Origin of the sequence: Shewanella xiamenensis, assembly GCF_024971755.1 — a bacterium.
GTDB lineage: Bacteria > Pseudomonadota > Gammaproteobacteria > Enterobacterales > Shewanellaceae > Shewanella > Shewanella xiamenensis.
In genome coordinates this window covers 1,196,200-1,212,600 of the sequence record NZ_CP079718.1, presented here as the reverse complement: position 1 = coordinate 1,212,600, position 16,401 = coordinate 1,196,200, and the positions used below count along the sequence as shown (strand labels likewise).

The window sequence follows — 16,401 nt, the reverse complement described above, 5'->3', positions numbered from 1 at the left end:
ACAAATTGGATTATTCGTTAGCTAATTGTGCCAACCGAGAAAGGACACGGCTCGCCGCCACAAATCCAAAAGTACCAGTGACCATAGTCACAGCACCAAACCCCGAAGCACAATCCATCCGCATGCTACCATCGGCGGTGGCTTTGGTACTACAAACCGAGCCATCAGCTTGAGGGTAAACGAGCTGTTCACTAGAAAAAACGGCATCCACAGCAAAACGACGTTGTACATTTTTGGAGAAGTTATATTCGCGGCGCAAAATATTACGCACTTTGGCCAGCAAAGGATCTTGATAGGTCTTAGCTAAATCAGTCAGTTGGATCTGAGTTGGATCAACTTGCCCACCAGCACCACCTACGGTCACAATCTTGATTTTTTGACGTTTACACCAAGCAATAAGCGCTGCTTTTTGTTTTACCACATCAATACAATCAACAACATAATCAATATTGCCGCCTGACAGAGAACCTAGTAAATAGTCACCCAGATTGTCGACCGTAATAAAATCTTCTACTTCATTGACTTGGCAATCAGGATTAATCTCGCGGATCCGTTTGGCCATAACTGCAACCTTAGAATCGCCAATAGTTGAGGTAAGCGCATGAATTTGACGGTTAGTATTGGTCACGCAGATATCATCTAAATCAATTAAGGTAATTTGACCAATACCACTCCTTGCCAATGCCTCAGCCGCCCAAGTGCCCACACCACCAATACCAATTACCACGACATGAGATGCTGCAAATTTCGCAAGCGCTTTTTGCCCGTACAAGCGGCCTATGCCACCAAAGCGATTTTGATAGGCTTCAGTCATCAATACTTACCTTATTATATCTAGCGAACCCAGCCGCAACGAGAAGGAGGAGAAACACTTACCAACGCAGCATAATGCATGAAAAATGCGCCGAAGATTCTAAACGATTTAAGCCAAAAACCGAAATCAAACTCAACCCATGAGCTAAAAGATGCAGCTAGATATTAAATTAAACCACTTGGCTTTCCTAAGGCACTGAGCAGACATGTTTGCGCGAATGCGAGTGTAAGCGCTAAACCCACGTTGATTGACGGCTTTACTCGTCAATAATCATTCCTCGTTTCGCAAGCACGAGCTTGCCATAACGAATAAAATTCACACTCAAAACGTCAATACGCCCTAATACTATGGTCTAGGATCATGGCTATCGCATTGAACTAATGCTTATGCTAGCTGAGTTAATACAATATCTAAATAATAGATCATCAACAACAATTAAATTTTTGATTTTAAACACATTTAACAACATCCCCTCAGGTATTTTGTTGCTAAAAAGTAACTTTACTTGTTTTTTTTATTGTACTCGGTACCCAATAACACCAACTCACGCGTATATGACAAACTTGCGACAACATTAGTATATGCTACAGTTAGGCCCGCCGGTCTGTATATGCTACGGCACTTCGCATACCTCTTTAGTAGTATGCCAAAAATACAGTTTTATCTCTTACACGCCGATTTTCGGTCAAGTGATAGGGAAATGTCCTAAAAAACCCCGAATACAGGCAAGGAGAGCTAAAAACTTGATCTATGACACAGCCTGCAAGGCATAAAACTGTAAAAATCGGCGGCAACTTTGTTACTTATTTCTGTAACAAACGTGTTAAACCACACAAAAACCATGAAAAATGGATAAGAACTTAGGTTCGAGGGAGCACAAAACATGAAAAAGACATTCATCTCTGCATCAGTTGCATCAGTATTAGCGCTGGCTTCATTCGGTGCGCTAGCCGAAGGCCCAAGCTTCTACGGTCGTTTAGAGCTTGCAACAACCTATACCGATACTGGTGCAACTCTACAAACTGGCACTAACGGTGTTGACTTAGGTGAAAGCGGCACTTACTTAGAAAACAACTTCTCTCTATTAGGTGTTAAAGGTACTGAGAAGATTGCTGATGGCTATGACGTTGTTTATCAAATGGAATTCCAAGTTGAAAACACATCTAGCAAAGGTGATGTGTTCAAAGCTCGTAACACTTACTTAGGTTTAAAAACCAATGCTGGTACTGTATTAGTGGGTCGTAATGACACAGTATTTAAGCAAGCTGAAGGTAACGTAGATATTTTCGGTAACACCAACGCGGATATCGACCGTTTAGTTAGCGCTCAAACTCGTAGCGCTGACGGTGTTTGGTACTACTCTCCAAAAATCGCTAACTTATTAACGTTAAACGCGACTTACCTGTTCGACGATAACGACACTACTGCTAAAACTAACGAAAGCTTATACGCTCTGAGTGCAACTCTGGGTGATAGCAAGTTTAAAGAGCAAAACTACTATGTTGCAGTTGCTTACAACAAAGGTATCGACACAGTTGATGCATTCCGTGGTGTAGCTCAAGTTAAATTAGGCCAGTTCAAAGTCGGTGGTTTATTCCAAAATTCAGAAAGTACTTTCAATAGCGCAATTGACGGTAACACTTACTTCGTGAACGTATCTTATGATCTGAACGGTGTGAACCTGAAAGCTGAATATGGTGTTGATGAAGCAGGTTATGGCTCTTACTTCAAGAACCTTTCAGGCTATGACTTTAGAGACAACACTAAGGCAGCTACTCTAGCTGTGACTGATACAGATATCAGCGTGCAAAACTTTAACATCGGTGCTGACTATCGTTTATCTAAATCAACTATGGTTTATGGCCAATATGCTATGTACAAAGGTGATTTCGACTTAAATGGCGCAGGTAAAGTTGACCTGAAAGATGACAATGTTGTCTCTGTAGGTGTACGTTACGACTTCTAATATCCTTACGGATATTCGCTAATAAAAACCTACCGCAAGCGGTAGGTTTTTTTATGCCTTGTATTTAAGAAAAGTGACTCTGTAGCGCATAACTCTGATAATAAAAAAGCCACTCCAGTGAAACTTGAGTGGCTTTGATTAACGGTTTTGATAACTTGTGCTGGCAAGCTCAAATTAACAGTTAAATGCTAGGCAAGACCTCTGCACCTTCGCCTAATTCCACACTATCAACACGCTGTAATCCACGTGGTAATTTTGCCCCACGGCGTCCGCGCTCACCGCGATAATGCTCTAAATCACTTGGTTTAAGTGTCAGTTTGCGCTTACCCGCCCACAAGGTAACTGGAGTATCTGCTGGCACAAGTTGTAAATGTGTCATTAACTCTTCACGGTTTTTAGCGCGCTCGCTTGGAATACCGATAATCTTATTACCTTTACCCTTGGATAATTGCGGCAATGCTTCCAATGAAAACAGTAGCATACGACCTTCATTGGTGATGGCAAGAATCGACATCTCGCGATTGCGGTCAATCGGTCTCGGCGGCAAAGACTTGGCATTCGTCGGTAAGCTTAACAGGGCTTTACCCGCCTTGTTACGTGACACCATATCGTTGTAAGTACAGATAAAACCGTAACCTGCATCGGTGGCGAGCAGGAAACATTGCTCGTCTTCACCCAAAATCACATGCTGCATGGTTTCACCTGGCGCCATATTAAAGCGCGTGGTGATGGGCTCGCCTTGGCTTCTCGCCGATGGCAGGCTGTGACTGTCGGTGGCAAAGGCGCGTCCCGATGAATCAATAAATACCGCCGCTTGGTTACTGCGCCCCATCGCACTGCATAGATATTGATCGCCAGCCTTATAGGACAAGGACTCGGCGTCGATATCATGGCCCTTAGCGCAACGCACCCAGCCTTTTTCAGATAACACCACAGTCACTGGCTCGCTCGGCGTCAGCTCCTGCTCGGTTAAGGCGCGGGACTCATGGCGCTCAACAATCGGTGAGCGGCGATCGTCGCCATAGGTTTCGCCATCTTGAATTAATTCTTTCTTGATCAAGGTTTTTAAGCGGCGATCTGAGCTTAATAACTGCTCTAACTTCTCACGCTCGGCCTCAAGCTCATCCTGCTCGGCCTTGATTTTAAACTCTTCTAACTTGGCTAAATGACGTAATTTTAACTCGAGGATGGCTTCGGCTTGCCTATCCGTCAGGTTAAAGCGCGCCATTAGCTCGGCCTTTGGCTCATCGTGGAAACGAATGATTTCAATTACTTCATCGATATTGAGGAAGGCAATCATCAAGGCTTCGAGGATATGTAAACGCGCTAGCACTTTATCGAGACGATATTCGAGGCGACGTCTTACAGTATCGACACGGAACTCTAACCATTCGGTTAACAGGTCTTTAAGTCCCTTCACCCGTGGACGACCATCGAGCCCCAATACGTTCAGGTTTACCCTAAAGCTTTTCTCAAGATCTGTGGTCGCAAACAAGTGTGCCATGAGTTGATCGCAATCGACGCGATTGGAACGCGGCACCACCACCAATCGTACAGGGTTTTCATGGTCAGATTCATCACGTAAGTCAGCCACCATAGGCAATTTTTTCGCCTGCATCTGCGCGGCGATCTGCTCTAAAATTTTACCGCTGCTGGCTTGATGTGGTAGTGCAGTGATCACTATCTCACCGGCTTCGACGCTATACACGGCGCGGGCTTTTAAGGAACCGCGACCCGTTTCATAGATTTTGGCAATGTCGGCAGACGGGGTGATGATCTCAGCTTCAGTCGGATAATCAGGCCCTGGCACGTAGCCCATCAACTGCTCCAGCTCCAGTTTAGGATCATCAAGCAAGGCCACGCAGGCATTGACTAGCTCTCTGGCGTTATGGGGTGGAATATCCGTCGCCATACCCACCGCAATCCCGGTGATGCCATTGAGTAAAATATGCGGCAAACGTGCGGGCAGCACTTTAGGTTCTTTCAAGGTGCCATCGAAGTTAGCGCCCCACTCGACCGTACCTTGCCCCAGCTCAGACAATAATACTTCGGAGAACTTAGACAGGCGCGCCTCGGTATAACGCATTGCGGCGAAGGACTTAGGATCGTCTGGCGCCCCCCAGTTACCTTGACCATCTACGAGTGGATAACGATAGGAAAATGGCTGCGCCATCAGCACCATCGCCTCATAACAGGCACTATCGCCATGGGGATGGTACTTACCTAATACGTCACCCACTGTACGAGCTGATTTTTTATGCTTTGATTGAGCCGATAAACCAAGCTCGCTCATAGCATAAATAATCCGTCGTTGTACGGGTTTAAGGCCATCACCAATATGGGGTAAGGCTCGGTCCATAATGACGTACATGGAATAATTCAGATAAGCTTCTTCGGTAAAGCGCCGCAATGGCATCTGCTCTACGCCATCCAAGCTTAACTTGATTGCGTCACTCATTTTCTTCTAGTTCCTGTGGTTCTTCAGTATTATCGCCATCCCTATAGAACAGTCGATACAGGTTACCTTTCAAATCATCCGAGATGTACATGGCCCCATCTTCACCGGACAATAATCCATAGGGGCGGGCGACAGGAAACTCACCGTCGAGAAAACTCACTACGGTTTCGCGACTGACCACCTGTTGATTCTCAAGCTTCAACATGACGATTTGATAACCGACTTTGCTTGAACGGTTCCAAGAACCATTTTCAGCAACAAACAATTGGTTATGATAGATTTCTGGGAATTGCTTACCACGGTAAAATGCCAGTCCCGTTGGTGCAACGTGTGCAGGCAGTTCGTATATCGGTACAGAAATTTTTAAATTTTTTGGCTTTTCATAGGCAGGTTCGACCACGGATGATGCGTGTAAATACGGAAAGCCATAATGGCTGCCCGCCACATCGATGCGGTTAATCTCATCGGGGGGTAAGTTATCGCCCATCCAATCGCGTCCTTGATCGGCAAACCACAATTTGCCGTCTTGAGGAGACCAGTCAAAACCTGTCACATCGCGAATACCTGACGCAATTTGCTCACTGGCGCCGGTATCCACATTAATCGCAATAATACTGCTATAGGGTGCGCTCGCTTCACACACGTTACAAGGTGCACCGATAGAGACATAGAGCCTGCCATCAGGACCAAAATTCATCGCTCGTGCACTTTTCTTATCTGACTCTGGTAAATCGCTATAAATCTCTTTAGGACGACTTGGACGGCGTAAGCGCTGCTCGATATCAATAAAGCGGACAATTCGGTTTTCAGTTGCCACAAACAGATCACCATTATGGAAGGCGATCGCATCGGGAGACTCTAACCCCTTGGCGATGACATAACGCTTGTCTACACGACCATCTTGATTACTATCAACAAGCGCATGCACTGTGCCACTCTTATTGGAGCCGACAAATAAGGTGCCATTTGCCCCCATCGCAAGCTGTTTGGCATCCCCAAGATCGGAAGCATAGAGCGATAAACCAAACCCCTTTGAGACGGTAATCATGATCGACTGAGACCCTGCAATAGCGCTCTGGAATGGTAACAAAGCCAGACTCACCAGTAGGGTCCAATAGGCAGAGAACACCTTTAAACATTTATAATTATTCGTTTTAATATACAACATGGTAATTTTCTTTATGCCTAAGTGTTATTGTTATCGGCAATAGTGCACAACATTAAAGTACCGCCATGTCACCCTTATCTTCGAGCCAGTTTTTACGATCGGGTGAACGCTTCTTAGCTAACAGCATATCCATAAGAGAATCAGTTTCTTCCGCATCATCAATAGTTAACTGCACTAAACGGCGAGTATTAGGGTCCATTGTCGTTTCACGCAATTGTAGTGGATTCATTTCACCCAGACCTTTAAAGCGTGTTACTTGAACTTTACCTTTTTTATTCTCAGCGCTGATACGATCGAGAATACCTTCTTTTTCAGCCTCATCTAAAGCGTAATAAACATCTTTACCTATATCGATACGGAACAGTGGCGGCATGGCGATATAAACATGCCCCTGCTCAACCAACACTCGGTAATGTTTCAGAAACAGTGCACAGAGTAAAGTCGCAATATGCAATCCATCGGAATCGGCGTCGGCGAGGATGCAGATTTTGCCATACCTTAACTCAGAAATATCATTGCTATCGGGATCACAACCAATTGCCACCGAAATATCATGTACTTCCTGCGACGCTAATACCTGAGATGCATCCACTTCCCACGTATTTAAGATTTTACCACGTAGCGGCATAATAGCTTGAAACTCACGGTCTCTAGCCTGTTTAGCACTGCCTCCCGCAGAATCCCCTTCCACAAGGAAGAGTTCGCCGCGCATTGGATCTTGGCCACTACAATCGGTCAATTTACCCGGTAATGCAGGACCTGATGTGACTTTTTTACGGGCGACTTTTTTGGCTGCTTTTAAGCGTTTTTGCGCGTTATTAATACACATTTCAGCCAATGACTCGGCTAATTCGGTATTCGAATTTAACCAAAGCGAAAATGCATCACGCACGATACCTGAAACAAAGGCTGAGCTTTGACGGCTCGAAAGCTTCTCTTTTGTCTGTCCCGCAAACTGCGGGTCTTGCATTTTCACTGACAGAATGAAGGCTGCGCGATCCCAAATATCCTCAGGAGAGAGCTTAATCCCGCGGGGGATGAGATTACGAAACTCACAAAACTCGCGCATCGACTCCAACAAACCTTGGCGAAAGCCATTCACATGGGTGCCACCCAATGGCGTTGGGATCAAGTTGACATAACTTTCGTTGATCGACTCCCCGCCCTCTGGCAACCAGGTAATAGCCCAATCTGCCGCCTCAATTTGCCCCTTAAAACTACCGATAAAAGGCTCTTCCGGCAGCATGATATTATCGCCTACCGCCGTCTTAAGATAATCGGTTAAGCCACTCTCGTAGTACCACTCATGCACTTCGTTAGTGTGCTTATTAGTGAATTTAATTCTAAGGCCAGGGCACAATACCGCCTTGGCACGCAGTAAATAAATAAGTTTGGAATTGGAGAAATTCGCCGAATCAAAATAACTCGCATCAGGCCAAAAATGTACTCGAGTACCGGTATTGCGCCGACCGCAGGTACCACTGACTCGTAGATCTTCGACTTTAAAGCCATTTTCGAAAGCCATATCATACACTTGGCCATCTCGGCGCACAGTGACTTCAACTCTGCGAGACAGGGCGTTAACGACTGAAATCCCTACACCATGCAAACCACCAGAGAATTGATAATTTTTATTTGAAAATTTACCGCCGGCATGCAGTTTAGTCAGGATCAGCTCGACCCCAGGAATACCTTCTTCGGGATGAATATCCACTGGCATACCACGACCATCGTCAGTGACTTCCAGCGAGTTATCTGTGTGGAGCACTACTTCAATTTTAGTGGCATGGCCAGCTAAGGCTTCATCGACACTGTTATCTATGACCTCTTGGCCTAAATGGTTAGGTCGGCTGGTATCGGTATACATACCTGGACGGCGTTTAACTGGGTCGAGTCCGTTAAGAACTTCAATGGCGTCAGAGGTGTATTGATTAGTCATAGTGTACGCTATAGGTTGTTATATCCGGCCATGTTGCGGCTGTGGATGACGATTTGTCAAGGTAAGTGTAAAAATTGGCTTACAGTTTGCAGATATCGCTCATAACCCACAAAACTGTGATCACCACCGGATTCAATCCGTAATTGGCAATGATGATATTTATGTAGCGCTTCGCGATAATCCAGCACTTCATCGCCCGTTTGCAATAGTACCAAAAAACGATCGGGATTGCGGATAACAGCCGTATTAAATTCAGCCACTTCCTGCTTATGCTCTGGTAATACCTGATAATGCTCTTCGGTATAAGGGTTAAATTGCGGCCCCATAAATTCATCAAACAGTTCAAAGGGTTTTACTGCCGGATTCACCAACACGGCTCGGCCACCATAATGCTCAGCCAAATAACTGGCAAAATAACCCCCTAAGGACGAGCCAATATAGTTAAGCGGCTCACCCGATTGCAAAGCCTCTTCAACATAGCGCTGTAGTAAGGCCATCGCTGCTTTGGGTGTATTGGGTAACTGTGGCTGATGAAAAGTGAGGTACGGGTGATTCTCGGCCATATATTGTACCGTCATCACCGCTTTATCAGAGAAAGGAGAGCTGTTGAATCCGTGAATATAGAGCAGCATAGTTCCTCAAGCTGCGGTCACTCGCGTTAATAACCGCTGGAATCTTTATCGGGGGAAAACAGATTTCCCGGTACGCGATACACATTAGTGCTGATGCTACCATCGGCCTTGAGCTCCAGCAAACGATAACCGGGTTGCAGTCCATCGAGGGCAAAATAAGGCGATTGCGGTTTAAACTGGATACAAGTAGAAGGTGTCGCCATTAATTGCAACGCACCATGTGGACCATCGTAAAGGCTATCCAATTGTTGATGCACATGGCCCCACAGCAAAGCTTTGACCTGCGGGTATTGAGCGACGCACTTTAAAAATTCCGTCCCATTATCCATGCAGTGTTGGTCTAACCAAGCACAATTAACCAAAATAGGATTATGATGCATCACCAGTAAGGTATGGCGGTCTGGATGTGCGGCTATAGCCTGTTCAATGAGTTCGAATTGACTCGCGGCCATATGACCACCAGGTTTTCCTCTCACGGTGGAATCCAGCATCAAAATTTGCCATTTACCAACTAAGATACGTTGCTGGCCAAAAATCCGCTCGCCCTGCATATGCAAAAACATGATCCGCGGATCATCATGATTACCCGGAAGATAATGGCAAGGTAAATTGAGCGGGGCGACCGCTGACACAAATTGGCGATAGGACTCAGGGGAATAATCTTGACTTAAATCACCTGTGGCAAGCATAAGATGCGCAGGGTAATTGACGGCACGGATGGTATTGAGTACCGCGGCCAAACTTTTGCTGGTATTAACACCAAGTAGCTGAGCTTCAGGATCGGCAAAGAGGTGCGGGTCGGTGACTTGCACTATGCGCACACTTTCATCAGCTACAGAGTAAGAGATAGCCTCTTTCAGCACATTGAATACCCAATTCTAAGACTGGCAAACCAAACGTTGTTGGCCACCAATCTTCAATAATTCTCCCAGGAATGCATTTACCTGGTACTTCTCATCACTATGATACATACGTAAATTGGGATAATCATACACTGGGCGCAGTTGGTAAATCTGTTGACCAGTTAACACTTCTGCTAATTTAGCATCATGATAAATTCTCACTAACACCTTGGGAATATTAACAAACTCCACTATTTGTAGTGGGCGTGAGATTTCAACTAATTGAGTATATTTGGTATTTTCTAAAATACGGATAACTAATACACCAAATTCACCTTCAAGTTGCCAAGATTGACCGACAGCAATATCCAGTGGCAACCACTTTTGCATGTAGCCATAGTTACGCCCGCATAGCGCTAAAAAGTCGCTCACGTTGGGTTGATAACGCGGTTTTTGATGTGATGTTGAATGCGCCAAACCTTTTCCAACCTAAACCAGTTGCTGATAGTTTAATTGCAACCACTGCAATCCAATAACGGTCGATGCATTGTCTATTTCGCCATTAACGACACCGTGATAGGCAACCTCACGGTCTACAACATGCAATCGAATATCTTCGTGTTCGTCAGCTAATCCATGCAAACCTTGGGCTTGTGATGAATCCACCTCAGCCCAATAAAAATAGAAACGTTCAGTACTGCCACCAGGGCTTGCAAGATAACTGCTCACAAAATGGATGTGGCGAGCGGTCAAACCAGTTTCTTCTAACAACTCGCGGTGCGCGACATCCTCTGGCGTTTCGTCGGGCGCAATCATACCCGCGACTAACTCCATAAGCCAAGGAGATTTAGTGGTTGCTAATGCAGGAAACCTAACTTGCTCAATCAACACAACCTTATCGCACTTAGGATCATAGGGCAGCACAACGACTGCATGGCCACGTTCAAAGACCTCACGGGTGACAGGCTGACTCCAGCCTCCAGCAAATAGCTTATGTTTGAAGGTAAATTGCTCTAAGGCAAAAAAGCCTTGATATAGCGATTTTTTTTCGAGGATTTCAATATCTGTTTGCGAAAAAACCTGAGGCTTCATATCTTATCCTTAACAGTTAAATTTTCGCCTATTATCAAGGCAATTTGGCTCATTTTTAAATAAAATCTGTTACACTTCGCAGTTGACTTGAACGTGTGGGAGTTTTTAGACTCTACGTCATTAAGTTTTAGCTGTATCGGGAAGCGTCGGGAAGCGCAAACCGCCTTGGTAAAGGCATTACTTAGTCTAAACGAAGTTATATATTTCTCCTTTTGGAGATTTTGTCTAATAAGGACAGCAAATGAAATTTAAGATCCGTTCTCTATGCGTAGCATTAACTCTAGCCGCTTCCGCTCCTGCGGTTCAAGCAGATGATTTACTGCAAATTTATCAACAGGCACTGACAAGTGACCCACTCGTGTTGCAAGCGCAAGCGCAACGTAACGCTTTGTTTGAAAAGATTGAACAAAATCGTGCGCCACTGTTACCGACTATCAGTGCAAACGTGGGCTATGACAAGGCATGGAATGATCCTCGAGATGATAGCAGCGGCCTGACTGGCAACCTAAAGCTCAATCAAGTCATCTATGACCATAGTGCTTGGGTAGGTTTAAGCCTTGCGGAGAAAGCCGCTTCTCAAGCTGACTCAACCTATGCATCGGCACTGCAAAATTTGATCACTCGCGTGACTAAAGCCTACTTTGATGTATTAACGGCCAAAGATAACTACGAGTTCCAAGGTGCAGAAAAACGCGCGATTGAGCGTCAACTTGAGCAAACTAAACAACGTTTTGCCGTTGGTTTAACTGCGATTACTGACGTTCATGAAGCTCAAGCACAATATGACTTAGCCTCAGCCTCTGAAATTTTGGCAGAAAATACCCTTGCCAATAGTTATGAAGCACTGCGCGAAATCACGGGTATCGATCACAAAGCCTTAAACGTACTCGACACTAACCGCTTCTCAGCAGTCACACCAGCACCGAGTTCATCTAGTGATTGGTTAAAAATTGCCGAGACCAATAGCGTCGATCTAATGACTCAACGTATTGGCAAAGATATCGCTCAAGAGACCATTAGCCTCTATAAAGCAGGCCATATGCCATCACTAAGCTTAAATGCTGGTTATAGCAAAGGTTTAGAGCAAAAATTAGGTAATTCGAATGAACCTGATTTTGACAACATGAGCGCAGGCATTAACTTAAGTATTCCGATTTTTGAAGGCTTTAAAGTCTCATCACAAGTCAAAGAAGCGCAGTTCCAATATGTTGAGGCAAGCGAGAAGTTGGAACAAACCTACCGTAGCGTAGTGAAAAACGTTCGTAATAACTACAACAACGTGGGGGCGTCAATCAGCTCTATCCGTGCTTACGAACAGTCTGTAATTTCATCTGAAAGTGCATTAAAGGCTACGCAAGCAGGCTTCGAAGTTGGTACTCGTACTATTGTTGACGTATTGAACCGTACACGCGATCTGTACGACTCAAAACGTAAATTATCGGATGCGCGTTACAGCTACATCAACTCGATTGTTGCACTGAAACAAGCAGCGGGTACATTAAACGAAGATGATGTTATTGCTATTAACAACGGCCTAAAAGCTGAATAAGTTAAGCAATAGTGTCCAATAAAAAAACCGCCAAGATTGGCGGTTTTTTATTGTCAGAATTACGACTTAGAAGTCAATTTCGACGCCAGCGAAATAGCCATCAAACTTTGAGTCAGCACTAATGCCAGAGAAATTATTCACATCAAAGGCAAACTCACGATAGCCAACGCGCACACGGGTATCCACCGCAACACCATCAAACTGCCAGCCTAAACCGACCGCATAATCGTGTACATTCGACTCATTCACCCCAAGCATTAAATCTGCAAAGCCAAATAAGCCTAAACCCGGCATGCTCACATGGGTACTGGCGTACCCCATAACAATTCCGCTATCTACGTCTTTCTCTTCTGGATGACCTGCATCTTGGACACGCAGAGAGCCATTCATCAACTTATAAGCTGCGCCCAAATCAAAAGATAAAATATCGTTATCCAGCAGTTCGTAATACAACACAAAATCGGTGTTGCTCAGATCGGTATAACTGGTCACATTACCTTTAAAATCATGACCATTAAAGCTGAAATCAGCGTTCGCCAAGCTACCTTTTTGATCAAGGCTGTTTTCACGAATTTTCAGATTTGGCACAAAAGGCAGTGGGTGTTCAACGGCAAACCAATAGCTACCCTGCGCTGATGAGCTGTAGTCAAAACCTTGTTGTGGCTGACCTTTATCGGAAAAAGTACCGCTAGTATCGGCGCGCCAATAATCGCCACCTATTTTAAAACCAACCACAGTGGCCGCGTGAGCTGATGTAGCCATTATGCAGCCTAATACTGCACTGGCCAGGAGTATTTTTTTCATAATTAACCTTGAGATAGCAAGTTCGTTAAATCAATCACCGCGGCATTTGCACGGGATACATAGTTAGCCATAACCAATGAATGATTAGCGACTAGACCGAAACCACTGCCATTAAGCACAACAGGGCTCCAAACCGTTTGCTGAGTTGCCTCTAGTTCACGAATGATCTGTTTTAGGCTCACTTCAGCATTTTTCTTTTTCAGCACGTCAGCAAAATCGACTTCAACTGCACGCATAAAATTCAGTAATGCCCATGAGGCGCCTCGGCTCTCATAAAACACATCATCAATTTTCCACCAGCTGGTTTTCACCTGATGGCTGGCTAAATTAGGGGTTGATTGACGCGCAGCATTATCCCCCGCTAAATCGGTGTTAAGACGTTCTTGACCTACACTTGCAGATAACCGTTGCGACATACTGCCTAAACGTTTTTGCACTTCTTTGAGCCACTCATTAAGGTTATCTGCGCGGGCATAAAACTGTGCATCTTGATTATTCGGATCCATCATTCGCGCCCGGTACAACTTAAGTAGCTTAATACCATCACGGTATTCGCTTTCAGCACTAGGCACTAACCAACTGGTATGGTCGATATTTAACTTAGCCTGCGCTTCACTCAAATCTTTATCAGCGGTAGATTGCGACTGTGAACGGCTAAACTCTTTACGCATAATCAGCGCCAAATCACGCGCTTGCTCTAAAGCGCCATACTCAAAGGCGGGCATGTTATCCATAAAGATTGAGGGTGGCATAACATCATTCGATAGCCAACCACCTTGCTTATCCAGCAGCGTTTCAACGGTCATAATCAAAGAGGTTGTGGTCGCATAACCAACAACATTCTTTTCTGTGGCAGTAAGCTGTTGTGGCGTCAGCGGATCAGGTTCAATACTCCACCAGACACTCACAACATAACCAATTAAAACAACGCATAAACTAACTCCAGTGACCTTCTTCCATGTGATTTGCATCAAGCGACTCCTTAATGATGGTGATGATGCTCGGGTTCAGCAGCATTCTCGGCCTGCTTAGCGACAGGCAATGTAATCGTCATTTTTTCGCCATCGTTAAACTCTAATTGCAGCTTAACTTGCTGATCTAACACTAATGGAGCCTTAAGCCCAATTAGCATGACATGCTCCCCCGATGGCATCAGGGTTAATTTTCCATGGGATGGAATATCAAAGCCTTCAACATGGCGCATTTTTACCATACCTTGCTCTTCAATAATGGTATGCAATTGCGCTTCGTTCGCTACGTCGGTTGTCACGCCAATCAAGCGTACGGCTTTATCGTTGTGATTTTCGAGCGTAAAGTAAGCGGCAGTATTTGGAACGGTATCAGGCATTGCACGTACATGACCTTCAGTCATCACTACGTTGGCGAAAACAGAAAATGAGGCACAGGATAAGGCAACACAATTAAACATCTGTTTGAATATCGGTTTCAATGTCTTAAACTCCATGTCTACCCAATGTCGTCGTAAAGGAAAACAACCCATGAGTCATATACAGGTTCGGGATGATCAGGGCGTTCGTGTTATCAGCTTTAATCGCCCAGATAAACGCAATGCACTTGATCTTAATATGTATAAACAACTGACAGAATACCTGATCGAAGGTGAAGCAGACAACGACATTCGTGCCTTTATGCTCCATGGTGAAGATAATTGTTTCACCTCGGGCAATGATGTTGCAGACTTTTTGAAAAATAGTGACTTAGGGCCAAACCATCCTGCGGTACGCTTCTTATTTTGTTTATTAGAGCTCAAAAAACCACTGGTCGCTGCCGTTTCTGGTGCGGCTGTTGGTATTGGTACCACTGTGCTACTGCATTGCGATTTAGTTTACGCAGACAATACAGCTAAGTTTCAACTGCCCTTTGTTAATTTAGCCTTGGTCCCTGAAGCGGGCGCGAGTTTACTCCTACCCGAATTAGTGGGTTATCAAAAAGCAGCTGAATTATTGCTGCTCGGAGAAAGTTTTGATGCTGATACCGCCCACAGACTGAACATCATTAACGATGTGATCGCCCAAGAAGAGTTATTGGTTTATGCCTTTAACCAAGCGAAAAAACTAGCCAATCAACCTCCGCAGGCGCTGCAAATTACCCGTCAGTTGATGCGACCACATAAAAACCGTGTGCAACACCAAATGCATCAAGAATTAGAACAATTTAGTGCAAGACTTAAAAGTGATGAAGCAAAAGCCAGATTCCAGGCTTTTCTTAAAAAGTGATACTCACTTAGCAAGTGCTCATTATTGGCATGAGGGTCAATGTGCCCTCTTGTTGATAGCATCTCGCTAACGATTGTGGCCATAAACGTGTATAGGCTGTCCCATTAATGTCCCACAATCTAGAGTACAAAAACTTGGCTTAAATCGGTCTTTTCCATTGTTCTACAAGCAAAGCCAACACAAAATACACCAGTAGACTCACGCCTGGCATAAACAGAATTGCCCCCGCCCATACCACTCGCGTCCAAAAACAGGACCAACCAAATTGCCACGCCATACCTGATGCAACACCACAGACCAAACGTTGTGAATTGTTCATTCGTATTTGCGCTCGTTTCATTTTGAACTCCAAAATTTTATGAGTTACTTATCGCTGACACTATGCCACTGAAACCAGCAGATAATGCCTGAAAACAACGCGAGGCTAATCACTGGTAGCAGTAGCAAAGTCATTAGAGGTGCTACAAACCACATAGGCAGATCCTTACTTATTCGCGCTCAATTCACCTGTGGTTGCCGAATCAGTTTGGGTATCCGCGCTCAGTGTTAGTTGACTATTAAAGTCATAGATACTTTCAGCCAGTTGCGTTTGCAGCGATAACACCAATTCACGCTTTGTATTCACTAACAACTCCTGCGCTTGGGTGCTAAGAGTTTGCTCAATGGCGCTCATAACATCAGATACAGGAGCCGCTTCAGCATGTGCTGTAACACTCGCCATTAATGCACCGAATAACACACTCACTTGAACTGATTTTTTAACATTTGAAGTAAACATGATGTCGTCCCTTTCGATTGATTAACTTGACATAGGGACTATTACAAAGGGCGTGCCAACTTATCAAATAAAACCTAACACACTAATTTAATTAGATTTAAAAATTTATTTTAAGCTAGAAC

General features: G+C 44.7%; 16 protein-coding genes. 3 read left to right on the top strand and 13 right to left on the bottom strand.

All coding sequences use genetic code 11. From position 1 onward, the window contains the following. Window positions 1-10 precede the first annotated feature (10 nt). Complete coding sequence (gene tcdA, locus KXJ80_RS06485; protein ID WP_218738001.1) at window positions 11-814, bottom strand: tRNA cyclic N6-threonylcarbamoyladenosine(37) synthase TcdA; 804 nt, start codon at window positions 812-814, stop codon at window positions 11-13. A gap of 883 nt (window positions 815-1,697) precedes the next feature. Here tcdA and KXJ80_RS06480 point away from each other — a divergent pair. Then, window positions 1,698-2,780 carry a porin gene (locus KXJ80_RS06480; protein WP_037422167.1) on the top strand — a complete coding sequence of 361 codons (1,083 nt, stop codon included), beginning with the start codon at window positions 1,698-1,700 and terminating at the stop codon, window positions 2,778-2,780. A 181-nt stretch (window positions 2,781-2,961) separates the two neighbouring features. Here the strand turns inward: KXJ80_RS06480 and parC are convergent, their stop codons facing one another. From parC to nudF, 7 genes are read right to left on the bottom strand one after another with little or no spacing between them, the layout of a single operon-like run. After that, entirely contained in the window at window positions 2,962-5,238 is a 2,277-nt protein-coding gene (gene parC, locus KXJ80_RS06475) for a DNA topoisomerase IV subunit A (protein WP_218738000.1), read from the bottom strand. Then, the gene (locus KXJ80_RS06470; protein WP_037428013.1) at window positions 5,231-6,406 is read right to left on the bottom strand and encodes a PQQ-dependent sugar dehydrogenase; all 1,176 of its coding nucleotides are present in this window, start codon (window positions 6,404-6,406) and stop codon (window positions 5,231-5,233) included. Before KXJ80_RS06470 ends, parC begins: the two co-directional genes overlap by 8 nt. Before the next feature lie 52 nt (window positions 6,407-6,458). Further along, window positions 6,459-8,345, bottom strand: coding sequence for a DNA topoisomerase IV subunit B (gene parE, locus KXJ80_RS06465; protein ID WP_037428014.1), 1,887 nt, complete (start codon window positions 8,343-8,345; stop codon window positions 6,459-6,461). A 56-nt stretch (window positions 8,346-8,401) separates the two neighbouring features. Further along, window positions 8,402-8,977: a YqiA/YcfP family alpha/beta fold hydrolase gene (locus tag KXJ80_RS06460; RefSeq protein WP_218737999.1), complete on the bottom strand. Its 576-nt coding sequence runs from the start codon at window positions 8,975-8,977 to the stop codon at window positions 8,402-8,404. A gap of 26 nt (window positions 8,978-9,003) precedes the next feature. After that, a complete protein-coding gene (gene cpdA, locus KXJ80_RS06455) occupies window positions 9,004-9,840 on the bottom strand; it encodes a 3',5'-cyclic-AMP phosphodiesterase (RefSeq protein ID WP_055647702.1) in 837 nt (278 codons plus the stop codon). A 15-nt stretch (window positions 9,841-9,855) separates the two neighbouring features. Further along, entirely contained in the window at window positions 9,856-10,296 is a 441-nt protein-coding gene (locus KXJ80_RS06450; RefSeq protein ID WP_037422150.1) for a DUF1249 domain-containing protein, read from the bottom strand. A 12-nt stretch (window positions 10,297-10,308) separates the two neighbouring features. After that, window positions 10,309-10,911, bottom strand: coding sequence for an ADP-ribose diphosphatase (gene nudF, locus KXJ80_RS06445; protein WP_037422148.1), 603 nt, complete (start codon window positions 10,909-10,911; stop codon window positions 10,309-10,311). A gap of 241 nt (window positions 10,912-11,152) precedes the next feature. Here nudF and tolC point away from each other — a divergent pair, with 241 nt between their 5' ends. Beyond that, entirely contained in the window at window positions 11,153-12,460 is a 1,308-nt protein-coding gene (gene tolC, locus KXJ80_RS06440) for an outer membrane channel protein TolC (protein WP_037422145.1), read from the top strand. Window positions 12,461-12,526: 66 nt separating this feature from the next. Here tolC and KXJ80_RS06435 read toward each other — a convergent pair whose 3' ends face one another. Genes KXJ80_RS06435 through KXJ80_RS06425 form a run of 3 tightly spaced genes read right to left on the bottom strand, consistent with a single transcriptional unit; the run spans window position 12,527 to window position 14,729 of the window. Further along, complete coding sequence (locus KXJ80_RS06435; RefSeq protein WP_037428021.1) at window positions 12,527-13,264, bottom strand: TIGR04219 family outer membrane beta-barrel protein; 738 nt, start codon at window positions 13,262-13,264, stop codon at window positions 12,527-12,529. A 2-nt stretch (window positions 13,265-13,266) separates the two neighbouring features. Further along, on the bottom strand, window positions 13,267-14,235 hold the full coding sequence (locus KXJ80_RS06430; protein WP_037422138.1) for a DUF2333 family protein: 969 nt from the start codon (window positions 14,233-14,235) through the stop codon (window positions 13,267-13,269). 11 nt (window positions 14,236-14,246) lie between these two features. Beyond that, window positions 14,247-14,729, bottom strand: coding sequence for a copper chaperone PCu(A)C (locus tag KXJ80_RS06425; RefSeq protein ID WP_037428023.1), 483 nt, complete (start codon window positions 14,727-14,729; stop codon window positions 14,247-14,249). Window positions 14,730-14,763: 34 nt separating this feature from the next. On the opposite strand from KXJ80_RS06425, the gene KXJ80_RS06420 reads away from it, so the two are divergent. After that, on the top strand, window positions 14,764-15,501 hold the full coding sequence (locus KXJ80_RS06420; protein WP_037422131.1) for an enoyl-CoA hydratase-related protein: 738 nt from the start codon (window positions 14,764-14,766) through the stop codon (window positions 15,499-15,501). A 139-nt stretch (window positions 15,502-15,640) separates the two neighbouring features. On the opposite strand, the gene KXJ80_RS06415 is transcribed toward KXJ80_RS06420, so the two are convergent. Further along, complete coding sequence (locus KXJ80_RS06415) at window positions 15,641-15,841, bottom strand: PspC domain-containing protein (protein WP_037422129.1); 201 nt, start codon at window positions 15,839-15,841, stop codon at window positions 15,641-15,643. 144 nt (window positions 15,842-15,985) lie between these two features. Then, window positions 15,986-16,279: a hypothetical protein gene (locus KXJ80_RS06410; RefSeq protein WP_037428026.1), complete on the bottom strand. Its 294-nt coding sequence runs from the start codon at window positions 16,277-16,279 to the stop codon at window positions 15,986-15,988. Between the last annotated feature and the right edge of the window lie 122 nt (window positions 16,280-16,401).

Excerpts from the sequence above, each read along its gene's own strand:
- tcdA (WP_218738001.1), bottom strand. The coding sequence starts at position 814 with ATGACTGAAGCCTATCAAAATCGCTTTGGTGGCATAGGCCGCTTGTAC.
- KXJ80_RS06480 (WP_037422167.1), top strand. The coding sequence starts at position 1,698 with ATGAAAAAGACATTCATCTCTGCATCAGTTGCATCAGTATTAGCGCTG.
- parC (WP_218738000.1), bottom strand. The coding sequence starts at position 5,238 with ATGAGTGACGCAATCAAGTTAAGCTTGGATGGCGTAGAGCAGATGCCA.
- KXJ80_RS06470 (WP_037428013.1), bottom strand. The coding sequence starts at position 6,406 with ATGTTGTATATTAAAACGAATAATTATAAATGTTTAAAGGTGTTCTCT.
- parE (WP_037428014.1), bottom strand. The coding sequence starts at position 8,345 with ATGACTAATCAATACACCTCTGACGCCATTGAAGTTCTTAACGGACTC.
- KXJ80_RS06460 (WP_218737999.1), bottom strand. The coding sequence starts at position 8,977 with ATGCTGCTCTATATTCACGGATTCAACAGCTCTCCTTTCTCTGATAAA.
- nudF (WP_037422148.1), bottom strand. The coding sequence starts at position 10,911 with ATGAAGCCTCAGGTTTTTTCGCAAACAGATATTGAAATCCTCGAAAAA.
- tolC (WP_037422145.1), top strand. The coding sequence starts at position 11,153 with ATGAAATTTAAGATCCGTTCTCTATGCGTAGCATTAACTCTAGCCGCT.
- KXJ80_RS06435 (WP_037428021.1), bottom strand. The coding sequence starts at position 13,264 with ATGAAAAAAATACTCCTGGCCAGTGCAGTATTAGGCTGCATAATGGCT.
- KXJ80_RS06430 (WP_037422138.1), bottom strand. The coding sequence starts at position 14,235 with ATGCAAATCACATGGAAGAAGGTCACTGGAGTTAGTTTATGCGTTGTT.
- KXJ80_RS06425 (WP_037428023.1), bottom strand. The coding sequence starts at position 14,729 with ATGGAGTTTAAGACATTGAAACCGATATTCAAACAGATGTTTAATTGT.
- KXJ80_RS06420 (WP_037422131.1), top strand. The coding sequence starts at position 14,764 with ATGAGTCATATACAGGTTCGGGATGATCAGGGCGTTCGTGTTATCAGC.
- KXJ80_RS06415 (WP_037422129.1), bottom strand. The coding sequence starts at position 15,841 with ATGAAACGAGCGCAAATACGAATGAACAATTCACAACGTTTGGTCTGT.
- KXJ80_RS06410 (WP_037428026.1), bottom strand. The coding sequence starts at position 16,279 with ATGTTTACTTCAAATGTTAAAAAATCAGTTCAAGTGAGTGTGTTATTC.